Origin of the sequence: Streptomyces sp. NBC_00286 (assembly GCF_036173125.1) — a bacterium.
GTDB lineage: Bacteria > Actinomycetota > Actinomycetes > Streptomycetales > Streptomycetaceae > Streptomyces.
Genome location: NZ_CP108054.1, coordinates 2294910 through 2310014, shown reverse-complemented (window position 1 = coordinate 2310014; position 15105 = coordinate 2294910). Strand labels below are relative to the sequence as shown.

At 70.5% G+C, this 15105-nt stretch carries 9 protein-coding genes and 2 pseudogenes; 1 reads left to right on the top strand and 10 read right to left on the bottom strand.

Translation table 11 applies throughout. The features are described from left to right. Together OHT21_RS10440 and OHT21_RS10435 are read right to left on the bottom strand one after the other, a co-directional pair. Entirely contained in the window at positions 1-426 is a 426-nt protein-coding gene (locus tag OHT21_RS10440) for a roadblock/LC7 domain-containing protein (RefSeq protein WP_328767984.1), read from the bottom strand. A gap of 1001 nt (positions 427-1427) precedes the next feature. Further along, positions 1428-3794: pseudogene (locus tag OHT21_RS10435) on the bottom strand (nitrate- and nitrite sensing domain-containing protein); the annotation flags it as partial. A 324-nt stretch (positions 3795-4118) separates the two neighbouring features. Between OHT21_RS10435 and OHT21_RS10430 the strand changes: the two are divergent. Further along, positions 4119-4997 (top strand): PhzF family phenazine biosynthesis isomerase, encoded by an 879-nt coding sequence (locus tag OHT21_RS10430; protein ID WP_328767982.1) that lies wholly within the window; start codon positions 4119-4121, stop codon positions 4995-4997. A 158-nt stretch (positions 4998-5155) separates the two neighbouring features. Here the strand turns inward: OHT21_RS10430 and OHT21_RS10425 are convergent, their stop codons facing one another. The 8 genes and pseudogenes from OHT21_RS10425 to OHT21_RS10385 form a co-directional block, all read right to left on the bottom strand. Continuing rightward, a complete protein-coding gene (locus tag OHT21_RS10425) occupies positions 5156-7444 on the bottom strand; it encodes a glycosyl hydrolase family 95 catalytic domain-containing protein (protein WP_328767981.1) in 2289 nt (762 codons plus the stop codon). A gap of 3 nt (positions 7445-7447) precedes the next feature. Further along, positions 7448-8119: a cinnamyl alcohol dehydrogenase gene (locus OHT21_RS10420; protein ID WP_328767980.1), complete on the bottom strand. Its 672-nt coding sequence runs from the start codon at positions 8117-8119 to the stop codon at positions 7448-7450. A gap of 222 nt (positions 8120-8341) precedes the next feature. Further along, positions 8342-9748, bottom strand: a complete 1407-nt coding sequence (locus OHT21_RS10415) for an alkaline phosphatase family protein (protein ID WP_328767979.1) — start codon at positions 9746-9748, stop codon at positions 8342-8344. A gap of 938 nt (positions 9749-10686) precedes the next feature. Beyond that, positions 10687-11529 (bottom strand): annotated as a pseudogene (gene eboE / locus OHT21_RS10405) (metabolite traffic protein EboE); the annotation flags it as partial. Positions 11530-11536: 7 nt separating this feature from the next. Next, positions 11537-12403 (bottom strand): TatD family hydrolase, encoded by an 867-nt coding sequence (locus OHT21_RS10400; RefSeq protein WP_328767978.1) that lies wholly within the window; start codon positions 12401-12403, stop codon positions 11537-11539. A gap of 2 nt (positions 12404-12405) precedes the next feature. After that, a complete protein-coding gene (locus OHT21_RS10395; RefSeq protein WP_328767977.1) occupies positions 12406-13062 on the bottom strand; it encodes an EboA domain-containing protein in 657 nt (218 codons plus the stop codon). Next, the gene (locus tag OHT21_RS10390; RefSeq protein ID WP_328767976.1) at positions 13059-13967 is read right to left on the bottom strand and encodes a sugar phosphate isomerase/epimerase family protein; all 909 of its coding nucleotides are present in this window, start codon (positions 13965-13967) and stop codon (positions 13059-13061) included. The genes OHT21_RS10395 and OHT21_RS10390 overlap by 4 nt, the downstream gene beginning before the upstream one ends. Before the next feature lie 40 nt (positions 13968-14007). After that, positions 14008-14940, bottom strand: coding sequence for an SCO3242 family prenyltransferase (locus OHT21_RS10385; RefSeq protein WP_328767975.1), 933 nt, complete (start codon positions 14938-14940; stop codon positions 14008-14010). Between the last annotated feature and the right edge of the window lie 165 nt (positions 14941-15105).

Here is a 15105-nt window from a genome sequence, read left to right as displayed (position 1 = left end):
TCACTCGCCGCGGTCGGCGGCGACCGGGCCCCGCGGCGCCGCACTCAGGTGCTCGCCGATCTTCTTCACGAGCAGGTTCATCTGGTACGCCACCACGCCGACGTCCGCGCCCTGGTGGGTGAGCACGGCGAGATGGGCGCCGGTTCCGGCGGCGGTGATGATCAGGTAGCCGTTGCGCATCTCGATGAGCGCCTGGCGTACGGGGCCGCCGCGGAAGTCCATGCTGACGCCCTTGCTGAGGCTCACCAGGCCGGAGGCGGTCGCCGCCAGCCGCTCGGCGTCGTCGCGCAGGAACGCCGTGGACCGGCTGACGACCAGTCCGTCGTCGGAGAGCACTACGGCGTGGTTCACCTCTGCGACCCGGTCCACCAGTCCGGTGAGCAGCTGGTCGAGCTGGCTGTGCGTGGCGGGGATGGGGCGTGTCATTTCTGTGTCCTTCATGAGCGGTCTGCCGGCGGAGTCGAGGTGACGGTTCTTCCGGGGACGGGGACCTGCGTACCTGGGCTCGCTGGTGGGGCTTCCTCTCCTGCGCTTTCTGGTTCTGCCGGTTCGTTTCTTCCTTCGTTGTACGTCCACTCCTCACCGTCGTCACGGGCCCGAAGCGTCCCGCGCTGGAACCCGGACAACGAGGAGGCGGCGCGCTCGGCGTCAAAGTCCTCGAGCGGGTCGTCTGGGCGGGCGGGTGCGGAGTCCTCTCGTAGCTCGTTGGCGAGACTGGTTTGCGGTACGCGGCGGGGGAGGGGAGGGGGGCCGCTGCGCTGGCTTGAAGCGGGGGCGCTGCGCTGGCTTGAAGCGGGGTCGGTGTCGGAGCTTGGCGTGGTTCCGGAACCCGGCCTGGACCCGGACCCGGACCCGTCCACGGAGCCCGCGCTGGACCCGGACCCGGAACCCCGGCCGGACCCGGCCACGGAGCCCGCGCTGGACCCGGACCCGGAAGCCCGGCCGGACCCGGACCCGGACCCGTCCACGGAGCCCGCGGCGGACCCGGACCCGGCTCCGGAACCCTGGCTGGACCCGGGTCCGGCCACGGAACCCCGGCCGGTCCCGGTCCCGGAACCCCGGCCGGACCCGGACCCGGAACCCCGGCCGGACCCGGACCCGCGGTCGGACCCGGCTACGGAGTGCGGGCCGGTCCCGGTCCCGGACCCGCGGTCGGACCCGGCTACGGAGTGCGGGCCGGTCCCGGACCCGCGGTCGGACCCGGCTACGGAGCCCGCGCCGGTCCCGGTCCCGGACCCGCGGTCGGACCCGGCTACGGAGCCCGCGCCGGTCCCGGTCCCGGAACCCCGGCCGGACCCGTCCACGGAGCCTGCGCCGGTCCCGGAACCCCGGCCGGACCCGTCCACGGAGCCTGCGCCGGGCCCGGACCCGGAACCCCGGCCGGACCCGGCTACGGAGCCCGCGCCGGTCCCGGTCCCGGACCCGCGGTCGGACCCGGCTACGGAGCCCGCGCCGGACCCAGCCGTGGAGCCCGCGCCGGGCTCGGCGGTATCGGCCGTCCGCGGCCGGGTTGCGGGCCGGGCCGCGCGGCTGCGCGCGTGGCTGTGCCGGCCGGGGCCCTGCCTGTCGGCCGAGCCGGGTCCGGTCGAGCCGGGTCCGGTCGAACCCGATCCGGGCTCGCCCGGGCCTGCCGAGCCCGGGCCTGCCGAGCCCGGGCCTGCCGAGCCCGGGCCTGCCGAGCCCGGCCCGGACCTACCGGTCGAGCTCTCCGCGAGAGCCGCTGCCGGCTCGGCGTCTTCCTCGGGCTCCCTAGCCGACCGGGTTTCCGGGCCCGTCTGGGCAAGGACGGCCGCTTCGCCCGCCGAAGCGTCCGCCGGGACCGAGCCGACGGCATCCGTATCCGCCGTCGGCCGCTCCCGCACCACGATGTCGTGCGGCACCAGCACGATCGCCGTCGTGCCGCCGTACGGAGACGATCGCAGCGTTACGGCGATGCCGTGCCGGGTCGCGAGGCGGGCGATCACGAACATGCCGAGGCGGAGGTCGTCGGCCAGCGCCACCACGTCGAACTGCGGCTCCACCGCCAACTGGGCGTTGAACGCCTCGTAGTCGTCCTCCGACATCCCGAGGCCGCGGTCCTCGATCTCGATGGCCAGGCCCTTGGCCACCATCGCGGCCCGTACCCCGACAGGGCTGGGCGCGGGCGAGTACGCGGTCGCGTTGTCGATGAGTTCGGCCAGCAGATGGATGACGTCCGCCACTGCGGGCGGGGCGAGATACACCTCCTCGTCGGTGTGCACCTCCACCCGCTGATACTCGGCGACCTCTCCGACGGCACTGCGCAGGATGTCGATCAGCGCGACCGGTTCGGCCCAGCTGCGTCCCGGCCGCTCGCCACTGATGATGACCAGGTTCTCTTCGTAACGGCGCAACTGGCTCGCGTTGGAGTCGAGTTCGTACAGGCCCTTGAGGATCTGCGGGTCCTGGTGCTCGCGTTCCAGCGAATCGAGCTTGCTGAGCTGGAGGTTGACCAGGTTCTGGCTCTGCCGGGCGATCCCCAGGATCACCTTCTGGAAGCCGCGCCGGGTGTCGGCGAGTTCCACCGCCGTATGGACCGCCGTGCGCTGGGCGGTGTTGAACGCCTGCGCCACCTGGCCGAGTTCGTCCCGGCCGTAGTCCAGCGGGGGCGCGGCGGAGTCCACGTCGACCTTCTCGCCCCGGTCGAGCCGTGCGACCACATCGGGCAGCCGCTCCTGGGCCAGGCTCAGCGTGGCCATCCGCAGCCCGCGCATCCGCCGGAACAGGGAGCGGGTGATGCGCCAGGACAGTACGACGCTCAGCAGCAGCGCTACGAATCCGCCGACGCTCAGGAGGGCGGCCTTGACCAGCAGGTCATGGGCCTCATCGCTGCTGCGGTCGAGCAGTTCCCTGGTCTGCCGTTGGATCAACTCCGGGTACTGGATGGTCAGTTGGCCCATCGCGTCGTTCCATTGTTCCCGCGCATCCGGCAGGTTGACCTTCCGGGCGTCGCCTCTGCCTGTGACAGGTGCCTCGAGCACCCGGGCCTCGATGGCCTCCAGGTTCTTCCAAGCCGCCCCCTGGAGGATGCGCTCGGTCTGCGACTTCACCGAGCCGGTCAGAGAGTGGATGATCTGGTCCTCCACCAGCCAGCGCCGGGCGTTCACCAACTGGACGAAGGCGGCGTGCGACTCCTCGTCCAGCCGGCCGGACGGCCAGGCCAGGGTGAGCAGGGTGTTCTCCTGGGAGACCAGTTCCGCGGCGTGTTCCAGCGCGACGAGCGGTTCGGCCTGTGAGGTGAGGTCGCCGTCGTCGACCTTGGAGAGCTCCTGGAAGGCGTGGATCTGGTCGTCGATGATCGCGGTGTACTGGTCCAGTGCCTGCGCGCCGCTGATGCCTTTGCTGTCGCCGACGTGACCCTGGTCGATCTGATTCCGGTAGAACTCCAGGCTTCCCGCCGCGGCGATGACCGAGTACAGCCGGTCTCCTATCCGTTCGGGTGCCCTGGCGATCGCTTCCGACCGGCCGATCAGTTTGGCGACCTGCGCGTCTGTACGTTCCCGCTGCTTGTCGAGGGCGACCCTGGAGCCGCCGGGATCGGCCAGCCAGGCGGCCGACAGGCTCCGCTCCCGTTGCAGCGCGAGCGTCGCGTCGGTGCCCATGGCGCCGGTCGACCTGCTCAGCTCCGTCTGGGCCCGCAGCCGTAGCCCCTCGGAGAACATCTGCGTGGTCGTCACCCCCCACATCGCGGCGAGGGTGACGCTGGGGACCAAGGCCAGAAGGATCAGGGAGAGACGTATGGAACCGAGACGGCGGGGACCTGTCCGTGGAGACATCGTCGTCCTAGTAGGGCGAGGAGCGATGAACTGTGAGCTATGAGCTATGAGCGGTGAGCGGGCGGTATGGGGCAAAGGGGAGGCGGGCGGCGATGCGAAGGCGGTGGGTGGCCGCGTGTCCGACATCACACAAGGGGTGCGCAGGATGCTATCCGTACCAGCGTCCGTACGCACCGTGAGAGACCTAAAACCTTGGTGATGGACCGGTAAGAGAGCGATCTGTGACCGTACGCTGACTCCCCGTCCGCAACGCTTCGTTGAGGACCACCGCGATCTCCGGAAATCTTGTTCCTCCACCGCGTCGCCTCGTGGGAATGTGCCAGCATGAGACCTGATACCAGCACCGATGTCCTGCGCTACTCCGCCTTCACCCCGGAAAGGTCCGGCGCTGACGGCGGCAATCCCGCCGGGATCGTTCTGGACGCCGCCGGGCTCGACCCCGACCGGATGCTGGCCATAGCCGCCGAGGTCGGTTACTCGGAGACGGCGTTCGTCACGGCGCGGGACGATGCCGGTCGCCGCTTCCGGGTGCGGTACTTCAGCCCTCTCGTCGAGGTTCCGTTCTGCGGGCACGCCACCGTGGCGACGGCCGTGGCGCTCGCCGAGCGGGAGGGGCCCGGGGAGTTCGTCTTCGACACCCCGGCCGGAGAGATCCCGGTCTCCACGACCGCCGACCCCGACGGGACCGTGCGCGCCACCCTCACCAGTGTTCCCACCCGCTCCCGCCCGGCCACCCCGGACGAGACGGCCACGGCGCTTGCCGCACTGCGCTGGGCCGAGGCCGACCTGGACCCCGAACTGCCGCCGCACGTCGCCTTCGGCGGAGCCGAGCACCTCGTCCTCGCCGTCGCCTCCCGCGCCCGGCTGGCGGATCTCTCGTACGACTTCGACGGCCTCGCCGAGGTGATGCGGCAGCACGGCTGGACCACGCTCCAACTGGTCTGGCGCGCGGCGGACGACCTCTTCCACGCCCGCGACCCGTTCCCGGTCGGGGGCGTGGTGGAGGACCCCGCGACGGGAGCGGCGGCCGCCGCCTTCGGCGGGTATCTGCGCACCCTCGGCCTGGTCCGCGAGCCCATGACCCTCACGGTCCGCCAGGGCGAGGACATGGGGCGCCCCAGCGAGCTCCTCGTGGACGTCGACCCGACGGATCCACGGGTACGGGTCACCGGCCGGGCGCGCCCGATCGGTGACCCGCACTAGGCGCTCCGCGCGAAATGCAGTATTCAAAGGTGCGGGCCATCCGTGGCTGGGCGCGCCCACGCGGCGGAGCCGCAAATTGATACAGCCCCGCGCCCCTTACGGGGCGCGAGTCACCGGCCGAGCGTGCCCGGCCGGTGACTCGCGCCGAGACAGACCTACTACGGCAGCCCCCACGGCTCGCCCGGCTCGCTCAACTCCACCGGAGCGATGTCGAGTTCGGGGCGTTCACCCGCGTACAACAGCACCTCCCGGCCCTTGGCCAGCTCGATCACCAGGGTGCCGTCGTCCGTCGTGTGCGTGCGCGCCCGGCTGCCGTCGTCGAGCACCGCCGTCACCGCCCCGCCCGTCAGACCGTGCCGGATCTCGAGCCGCTCACCCGCCAGGCTCCGTACGCGTACGAAACGGGTGACCCCGCCCTTGCGGACCGCGCTGACCAGGAAGGCCCCCTGCGTGCGGAAGTCGTGCAGCGTGACATCGGCCCAGGAATCCGGAACGGCGGGGAAGACCCGTACGACACCGCCCCAGCTCTGGCAGAGCATGTCGTGCAGCGACTGCGACGCCGACAGCGGTGTCTCGATGACCGGACCGGCCTCCGTGTAGTGGGTGTTGGCCCGGCAGGGATACCGCGTGCTGGGGTCGAAGAACTTCTTCAGATACTCCAGCGCCGTGGAGCCGCGGCCCATCATCGCGTACATGGAGGCGGCGCCCGTATAGCTGTAGCCGCGGTGGGAGCCGGTCACCGCGTGCCAGTGGACGATCGACTTCTCGATCAGCTCGCGCTGCTCCGGCTGCTCCCAGTTCACGAGATACAGCGGGTACACCATCAGCAGGTGCGAGTAGTGCCGATGGGACTGCGCGTACGGGGTGTCCGCGCCGATCATGTAGCCGTTCTCGTCCACCGGATACGGCGTCAGCTTCGCCAGCACCTCCTGCCAGCGCGGCTTCAGCGGATCGTCGACCCCCAGTCGCTCGGCCGCCTCCAGGAGCGTGGTGCAACCCCAACGGATCAGCGCCAGATCGTAGTTGGTGTCCTTCGGCGGTACGACGGGATACTCCGGCGACAGCGTCGACGGCAGGTGCAGCTTGCCGTCGCTGTCGGGCTGGAGGAAGTGCAGGTAGTAGTTGATCGTGCGGCGCAGCAGCGGGTACACCGTGTCGCGCAGCAACGCCTCGTCCATGGTGTGCCGGTAGCTCAGCCATACGTTGTGCAGCGCCCAGGTCAGATTGCCCGACTCACCTCCGCTGCCCGGGGTGGGGGCGCTGCGGTTCATGAACATGTCCGAGCTGCGGCCGACTCCGGCGCTGTCCGAGCGGTACGCGGCGGGCACGTTCGCGATCAGCTGTTCCTGGTTCTGCCTCAGGGTGGTGGCGAGCGAGTCGAGTTCGAGGTGGTTGGAGCCGTGGATGAGCCAGTACTCCAGCTGCACGTTGAGGTTCCACCACACGGCGGGCCAGGGTGTGGGCTCCAGCCAGGGCCCGCAGGTGGCCATCACGGGGCCGTCGGCGCGGCTGGCGGAGGCCACCTTGTAGAGCTGGATCCAGTGGAAGCTCTGCAGCCGCTCGTCGGGGAACGAAACGAAGCTCTTGCGGTAGAAGGCGTGCCACCAGCGGGTGTGCAGCCTGCGCAGCACGCCGTACGAAGGGGCGCGCTGGATCTTCCGCAGCGAGACCTCGCCGGCGCGGGTGTCGGAGGGGTGGCTGTGGGCGACGCTGAGCAGGAGCGTGTCGCCCGAGCGGCGGTAGGCCGTCGCGGTCTGGCCGCCGCCGAGGAGCGGCTGGAGCACCTGCTCGACGTCACCCGAAGTCCGGGTGCTCCAGGGCGGGTTGGCGACATACCCGGCTGGCGGTGCCTCGCTGATCTTCCGGGGGCTGATGGCTTCCTCGGGATGGAACGTCCAGCGCACCTCCTCGTCCCCGTCGGCCCTCACGCGCGCCGCGAAGATCCCGTCATGGATGAGCGCGGAGAGCGTCAGGGTGCCCTTGTCGGTGGTGATCGTGCCGGTGAGTTCGGCGTTCCACAGGCTCAGCCGCCAGTCGACCGCACTGATCGTGCCGACCGGGTCGAGCGTCAGATGCCCCACGGGCAGTCGGCACGTCCCCCAGCCGCTGCCGAACTGCGGCCGGTGGTCCTGCACTTCACCGTGCTGCACCGTGAAGCGAATGCTGTTCGCCTCCGGCTCCCGGTAGACCATGCTGCCCAGCCGCCCGTCCCCCAGGAACGGCCCTTCGTGCCACAGCGTGGGCATCCTGCGCCACACCAGATCCTGCTTCCGCAGAAAGTCGGCCCACGCGCCGTCCGACTCCATACGGTTCCGCAGCTTCCAGCGACGACCGCTGCCCTGCACGGGGGAGGAGGGGGCGGCCGGAGCGGCGTGGGCACCTCCCGGGAGAGCGGCGGCAGTTGTGCCGACGATCGCCGAACCGAGTACTGCTCTTCTTGAAGTCATGGCTCACCGCGTCCAGTACGTGATGTTGCGGAAGCGCGCCTCGGCGCGACCGCTGCCGTGGTGGTAGACGCCGTTCTTGAAGTGGCGGGTGGCCGGGCCGCGGTCCTCGGCCGTCAGCACCAGCTCGTCGTCGAAGTAGACCTTGATGTCCCGGCTGGAGGCGTTGTGCTCGAGCTTGACGTTGAACCACTTGTTGTACGCGTTGGTCTTGAGGACCGTACGGTCGTACGCCCGCACCGAGCCGCCGCTCGCGCTGTACGCGTTGAGCATGAAGTCCGTGGCGGGGGTGCCCTCGGGATGGATCACCCGGAGGATCTGCACAAAGGTCGCGCCGTTCGTGCCCGACGGGATGTACACGTCGGCGTCCCACATGTGCTGCCCGGTCTTGTACTCCTGCCGCCAGCGCATCTCGGTGCGCGGGTCCGTGGAACTGCCCTGCGACATGGGCTCGTCGGTGTCGTACACCCACATCCGGTGCACGCCACCGCTGTTGCTGTATCGCTCGCTCAGGCTCAGATTCCACGGCTTCTGCATGCCGTACGTGAACGAGGTCTTCTCCCAGCCGTCCGTGGGAGACGCGGACACGGCGGAGGACACCGACGGGGTCATCGCCCAGGCGGCGCCTCCCGCGAGTAAGCCTCCGGCGGCAAGAACCGTACGTCTTGTTGGGTGCATGTCACTCCCTGGTGATTCATCGGATCTATCCTCGACGCAACGTAGAAGGAGCGAGAGAAGCCCGTCAATATGTCGGACACGTCGAGGATAGATCCGATGTACTGGTCGCTAAGTCTGGACCTTACTCACCAGGCGTGGTACCTGAAGGGAGACCCTTCACCAGGTGACCGGGAGGGCACGAACGCCGTGCACCGAGCTTGCCGGGCCGGGTGTGTGGGGAGGTCATTCCGCGGGCTCTTCTTCCTTGGTGTCTGCATCTTCAAGTCCCGCGAGCCGCAGCAGCAGCGGCTTGACGTCCGTGGCCGCGAACTCCGTACACGCCGCCCCTGGTTCCGAACACAGCAGTACGGGCCCATGGTCCGGATCCTCCGGCAGCCGGCCGTGGCTGCCGCGCACCCCGGATGGGTCCAACGGGACGGTCTGGATCCGGTAGCGGAACCCGAGCTTCTTGCGGGCGATCTGGCCCACGGCCTTCAGCTTCACCGCCGGGACTGTCTCGTCGTACAGCAGCTCCGCGGGGTCGTAGCCGGGCTTGCGATGGATCTCCACCTGGCGGGCGAAGTCCGGGGCGCGCTCGTCGTCCAGCCAGTAGTAGTACGTGAACCAGGCATCGGAGTCGGCTACGGCGACCAGTTCGCCGGACCGCTCGTGATCGAGCCCGTACGCCGCCTTGCCCTCCGCGTCCAACACCCGTTCCACACCGTCGAGTTCGCCGACGATCTTCGCGACGGCCGTCGTGTCGGCCGGGTCCCGTACATACACGTGCGCCACCTGGTGATCGGCGACGGCGAAGGCGCGGGAGGTCCAGGGGTCCAGGTACTCCATGCCGTCCTGCGTGTAGACGTCCAGAAGTCCGGCGCGGCGCAGGGCGCGGTTGATGTCGACGGGGCGGGAGACCGGGGTGATGCCGTACTCGCTGAGCGCCACGACGGTGGCGCCCTCGCTGAGGAAGTGGTCGATCAACGGGCGCAGTGCGTCGTCGAGTTGGCGGGCGGCGCGGGCGGTCGCGGGGGAGTCCGGGCCGGATCGCTGCGGCTCGTAGTCCATCTGCGGGATGTAGACGAGGGTCAGGTCCGGGCGGTGCTCGTCGAAGATCTGGCGGGCGGCACCGAGGATCCACTGAGTGGAGGGCATGCCCGCGTTCGGGCCCCAGTAGGTGAAGAGGGGGAACGGGCCGAGGCGGTCGGTGAGTTCGTCGTGCAGGGAGGGCGGCCAGGTGTAGCAGTCGGTTTCCTTGCGGCCGTCCGAGTAGTAGACGGGCCGCGGGGTGACGGTGAAGTCGACGTCCGCCCCCATCGCGTACCACCAACAGACGTTGGCCACCTTGTAGTTGGGGTCGCTCTTCCTGGCCGTCTCCCAGATCTTCTCGCCGCCGACGAGCGCGTTGTGCTGCCGCCACAGCAGCACCTCGCCGAGGTCGCGGAAGTACCAGCCGTTGGCCACCGCGCCGTGCGTGCTCGGCGGCTCCCCGGTGAGGAAGGTCGACTGGGCCGTACAGGTCACCGCGGGCAGGGTCGTCCCGAGCCGGGCCTGGAACCCGCGTTCACCGAGGGCGGCGACGGCGGGCATATGGCGCAGCAGCGTCGGGGTGAGCCCGACGATGTCGAGCACGACGAGCCGGTCGGTCATGAGGTTTCCTCCTTCAGGCCGAGCCCGGTCAACCGGTCCCTGGCCCAGGCGAGTTCGGCGGCGATGCCCCCGGCCAGGTCGGCGGGCGGCCGGGGCAGTACGGACCAGGTGTAGGTCTCCACCTCGATGTGGTCACATCCGGCGACCGGCCCGCCGAGCAACTCGGCGAGTACGGCGGTGAGTTGGGGAGCGGTGGTACGGAGCGGGGGTTCGGGTTCGGCGTGCAGCGGGGCGTGGAAGTGGACCCGCCAGGGGCCACGGTCGGTTGGGAGCCTGCCGGCCAGGGCATCGGGGAGATCGTCCACGCCGAGGATCGTGCCCTCGGGTAGGGCGCCGTACCCGCCCGGCGTTCCGTGGCCGCCAGGCGCTCCGTACCAGTCGGGCGTTCCGTGGCCGCCAGGAGCTCCGTATCCGCCGGGAACGCCGAACCCGCCGGGCGCTCCGTGTCCGCCGGCGTCGCGGTAACGCCAGGACCCGGCGGGGCCGTTCGGGTCGTCGGACGCCCCGACGGACCTCTGCCCGGCGGGAGATCCACCGCTCTGCCCGCTCGCCGATGTACCGGTCCACCCGCCCGCCGATGTGCCGGTCCAGTGCGGGCCAGGGCCTGGGCCCTCGCCCGCCCTGCCGTGCCCGCCCGCCCTGCCGTGCCCGCCCGGCGCTCCGTGCCCGCCCGAGCGATAGGCACGCCCCGAGCCAGCGGGGCCAGTCGGGTCGCCGGGCTCGCCGTCGGACCTAGGCCCGGCGGGAGATCCGCCGCCGTGCCTGTCCGACTGACGGGCGCCCCGGGTATCGCGGGGACCGTTCGGGTGCCAGGTCCCGTACGCGAACCCGGTCCCGTCCGCCTCCTCGCCCGCCGCCACCCCCCGCTGGCGCGGGATCCGCGGCCCCGCGGCACCGCGGGCCGGTCCCTCGCCGGGACCGCCCGAGGCGTCCCAACTGCCCTGCGCAGCAAGCCTCGTACGCGTCTGATGCAGAAACCGCGGCTCCGCAAGCCGTCCCAGAGCCGCCCGCGCAGCCGGATCCGCCGGATCGACCGCCTCCACCGCGCACGACGCCTGCACCTTGACCACCGGCAGCCCGGCGGCGGCAAGGCGGGCCAGAGCGGCTCGCGGGTCCTCGAACTGGACCGCGAGATGGCAGGCGTCCAGGCAGATGCCGAGCCGTTCCGGGTCCAGGCCGCCCAGTTCCCGTACCGCCTGTGCGGTCGTCTCGACCACGCACCCGGGCTCCGGCTCGAAGCCGACGCGGACCGGACGGCCGGTCTCGCGCTCGATGGCGGCGAGGCCGTCGGCCAGCCGGTCCAGGGCGCGGCGGGCGGTGTTGGCACGTTCGGCCGGCCAGGGCGTGCGCCAGGCGAGCGGAAGCGTGGAGACGCTGCCGCGCCGGGCGTCGTCCGGGAGGAGCGTGGTGAGGACGCGGGCGCAGGCCAGCGTGTAGTCGAGGCGGGCCTGGTGCGTCCAATCAGGCAGGTAGACGTCCTTCTTGACGACCTCGCGATGGAAACCGGAGTACGGGAACGCGTTCAGCGTGACCGTCTCCAGCCCCCGCGCGCTCAGCTCGTGCTTCAGCCGCCCCAACGCCCGCGCGTCACCGACGAGTTCGGTGACGACGTCGCGGGCCAGCCACAGGCCGATACCGAGCCGGTCGACACCGAGCCGTTCCCGTACGGGTTCGGCGTAGGCGGCGAGCTGTGCGAGCACCCCGTCCAGGTCCTCCGCCTGGTGCACGTTGCTGCAGTACGCGAGATGAACGGGCGTCCCGTCGGGGTGGCGCAGGCGCATGCCCCGCTCACTCTCCGCCGCGCTTGATGGAGTTGCCCTCGTAGGTCGCCGACTCGTCGGGCTTCGGCTCGTCCAGTACCGGGTCGAGGTCCAGCCGGCCGCTCTGCCCGTAGAAGGCGACCGGGTTGCCCCACAGCACCCGGTCGACCTGGTCCACCGCGAACCCGGCCGCCAGCATCGCCAGACCGGTCTTACGGGTCTTCAGCGGATCACTGCGCCCCCAGTCCGCCGCCGAGTTGACCAGCATCCGCTCGGTCCCGTGCTCCTTGAGGATCGCCACCATCCGGTCCTCGCTCATCTTCGTCTTCGGGTAGACCGAGAACCCGGCCCAGCAGCCGCTGTCGCGAACCATGCCCACCGTGAGCTCATTGAGATGGTCGAGCACGACCAGCTCGGGCGCGATCCCCGACTCCCGTACGACATCCAGCGTGCGCCGCGTGCCCGCCTCCTTGTCGCGGTGCGGGGTGTGGACGAGGGCCGGAAGCTCGTGCTCGATGGCGAGCTGGAGCTGCCGGGCCAGGGCCTCGTCCTCCTCCTTGGTCATCGAGTCGTAGCCGATCTCGCCGACCGCGACGACCCGGTCCTTGGCCAGATAACGCGGCAGCTCGTCCAGCACCGGTATGCAGCGCGGATCGTTGGCTTCCTTCGGGTTGAGGGCGATCGTGCAGAAGTGCTGGATCCCGAACTGCGCGGCGCGGTACGGCTCCCAGCCCAGCAGCGAGTCGAAGTAGTCGTAGAAGCTCTCGGGCGAGGTACGGGGCTGGCCCAGCCAGAAGGCCGGTTCGACGAGGGCGCGTACCCCGGCGGCATGCATCGCCTCGTAGTCGTCCGTCGTACGCGACGTCATGTGGATGTGGGGGTCGAAGATGCGCATGTTCAGGAGACTCCATCGAGGGCGGCGGGGCGGTCATCGGCGGGGGCGAAGGCACGGCTGACGGGTGTGATGTCCTCCGGTACGGCACGTCCGGCCGCGATCCGCTCGCGCGCGAAGTCGGCCAGCATCCGGCCGAGTTCGGCGTCGGCCCGCTCGTCGAGTCCGGCGACCCGCTCGAGCGGTATCTCGTAGAAGACGCACTTCAGGACGGCCTGCCGGTACTCGTCATCCGGCAGATACCGAGCCGCGTACGGCCCGAGCGCGGCCTCGATCAGCGTCGTGTCGTTGCCGCGCAGCGTCTCCCGTACCAGGAACAGGAAGCGGCCCTCGTCGTCGATCAACGGCAGCGTCCGCAGTACGGCCCGCTGCTCGGCCGGGTCGCCATGCCGATGGAGCGCTCCCACAGTCTCGACCAGCACGGGCTTGTGCAGCGGCAGGGCGGTGAGCAGTACGGCGCGGGCGGCCTCGTCGATGGTCCAGTGGTCGTCGAGCCTGGCCCGGCCGCAGCGGCGGCGGACGGCGGGGAAGAGGGCGCCGATGGCGGTGGGATCGGCGAGGACGCGGTCGACGGCGGCGTCGAGCCAGGCGCGGGCCTCGGGCTCGAGTGCCGTACGGAGTTCAGGTATGCCGGAGATCATGGGCGCGCTCTCTGTGCTCACTGTGCTGCTTCTTGAACTGCCTCTTGTGCTTTCTGCTCGCTCTGCTCCGTCTGAACCTTCGGTGTCTTCGGTGTCTTCGGTGCCGCCTGTCGGAGGAACTCGATGGAGCGCCGGGCGACTTCGGGGGCGTCGAGCGAGCCGCCCTGGATCTCCACGGAGACCAGCCCCTGATGCCCGAGTTCGCCGAGCGCGCCCAGCACCGGCCCGAAGTCGATCTCGCCGTCGCCGAATTCGAGATGCTCGTGGACACCGCGCCGCATGTCCTCGATCTGCACGTTCAGCAACTGGGGCGCGGCCAGCCGTACGCACTCCAGCAGGGGAATCTCCTCGACGCAGTGGGCGTGCCCGATGTCCAGCGTGATCCCGAACAGCTCATGCCCGCCGAGCCGTTGCCCCAACTCCAGGCACCGCTCCACGGTGTCGATGAACATGAACGGCTCCGGTTCGAAGGCGAGGGCCACGCCATTGGCCTCCGCCGTCCGCAACACCGTCTCCATGCCCGCCGTGAGCCGCTTCCACGCGTCCTCCTCCGGCAGCCCCTTCGGCGCGGCACCACTGCACAGATGCACGGTGGGCGACCCCAGGTCGGCCGCGATCCAGATCGCCCGCCGCAGCAGATCGACGCGCCGCTGCACCCCCTCCGACATCAGCGTCGGCTCGTGCATGCCCCACGGGTCGAGTAAATAAGGCGCCCCCGTCTCGACCGTGACGCTGAGCCCGTACCACGCCAACTCCCCAGCGAGCGCGTTGACTTGGCGCGGCAGGTCTTCGGCGTACGGATCGAGGTGGCCGTGGTCGAGCGTCAGCGCCACCCCGTCGTAGCCGAGGTCGGAGAGTACGGCGAGCACATCGCTCAGGCGGTGGTTGGTGAAACCGTTGGTGCCGTAGCCGAATCGCAGATTCATGAGTGGCTGTCCTCGGGTCGCTTTCAGGTCGCTCTTCGGGTCAGGTCGGTGACACGCGCCGGGCCAGCCGCCGCGCCAGCGGATGCACGGCCCCCAGCGCCGCCGCCACCACCGGCGATCCGCCCCGAGCGGTCAACGCCGTTTGCAAGGGCACAAGCCCCAGAATCCCGGCTCCCACGGCCCGCCGTACGTTCTCCCCGGACGGCTCCCGTACGGCCTTGACCTGCGCCAGTCCGTACGTACCGAGGTAGCCGAGCGCTCCGGCGGCGGCGACCGCGGCGGTACGTGCGTCAGGGTGCCGCCCCGGCCCGGAGGGTGCAGTGCCCGCCGCCGCCAGCGCTGTCGCGGCCGACACTCCGAGCGTGGTCGCGGGCAGCCGCGCCGGGGCGCCGGAGATCTCGTGCCGGCTGAGGGCGGTGAGCGTGTAGGTATGCAGCCCGACCAGGGCCGCGGGCACGAGCCCACGCCGCCCGGACTTCGTTCCGCCGGCTGCGACCGCGCCCGCGAGCACGTCCAGCGCCCGTGCCCCGGCCATCGCGGCGGGCCCGGCCTTCGTCGACTTCAGCTTCAGGTCGTACGCCCAGATCAGCCCCGTAAGCGGCAGTGCGACGCCGAGGCCGCGGCGACCGCCGGAGAGGGCCGCGAGTCCGAGCCCGGCGGCGGTCAGTCCGCCGGCCAGGGAGAGGGCCGTACGACGGGGGACGCGACCGGAAGGGACGGGACGTTGGGGGCGTTCGACGGCATCGATGGTGGCGTCGGCGTAGTCGTTGAGGGCCATCCCGGCCCAGTAGAGGCAGACGGAGGAGGCCATCGTGCCGACCGTCCGCGGTCCCAGTGGGCGTCCTGCGGCAGCGGCCCCCGCGAGGATGTCGCCGGGCACGCTCAGCGCGGCCGGGGCGCGTACGAGACTTGCCAGGTCAGCGAGGCGTACGGGCCGGGATCCGAAGCGGAGGTTCGCTTTCCGGTCGTTCATGAAATCACGCTACACGCGCTGATTGAACATTCATTCTTGAGCTTTGTGGGAATTCTGTGATGAATGTGGCTAGCGGTGGAAGTTTCCATTTGCGCGCTGGGTGCCTCTAAGGGCGCACCTATAGCTGAATCGACCATCCATCCACCTTATTGACTTCCGGCTCAG

Bases quoted from the DNA above. Each gene is read 5' to 3' on its own strand.
- OHT21_RS10440 (WP_328767984.1), bottom strand. From the start codon at position 426: ATGACACGCCCCATCCCCGCCACGCACAGCCAGCTCGACCAGCTGCTC.
- OHT21_RS10430 (WP_328767982.1), top strand. From the start codon at position 4,119: ATGAGACCTGATACCAGCACCGATGTCCTGCGCTACTCCGCCTTCACC.
- OHT21_RS10425 (WP_328767981.1), bottom strand. From the start codon at position 7,444: ATGACTTCAAGAAGAGCAGTACTCGGTTCGGCGATCGTCGGCACAACT.
- OHT21_RS10420 (WP_328767980.1), bottom strand. From the start codon at position 8,119: ATGCACCCAACAAGACGTACGGTTCTTGCCGCCGGAGGCTTACTCGCG.
- OHT21_RS10415 (WP_328767979.1), bottom strand. From the start codon at position 9,748: ATGACCGACCGGCTCGTCGTGCTCGACATCGTCGGGCTCACCCCGACG.
- OHT21_RS10400 (WP_328767978.1), bottom strand. From the start codon at position 12,403: ATGCGCATCTTCGACCCCCACATCCACATGACGTCGCGTACGACGGAC.
- OHT21_RS10390 (WP_328767976.1), bottom strand. From the start codon at position 13,967: ATGAATCTGCGATTCGGCTACGGCACCAACGGTTTCACCAACCACCGC.
- OHT21_RS10385 (WP_328767975.1), bottom strand. From the start codon at position 14,940: ATGAACGACCGGAAAGCGAACCTCCGCTTCGGATCCCGGCCCGTACGC.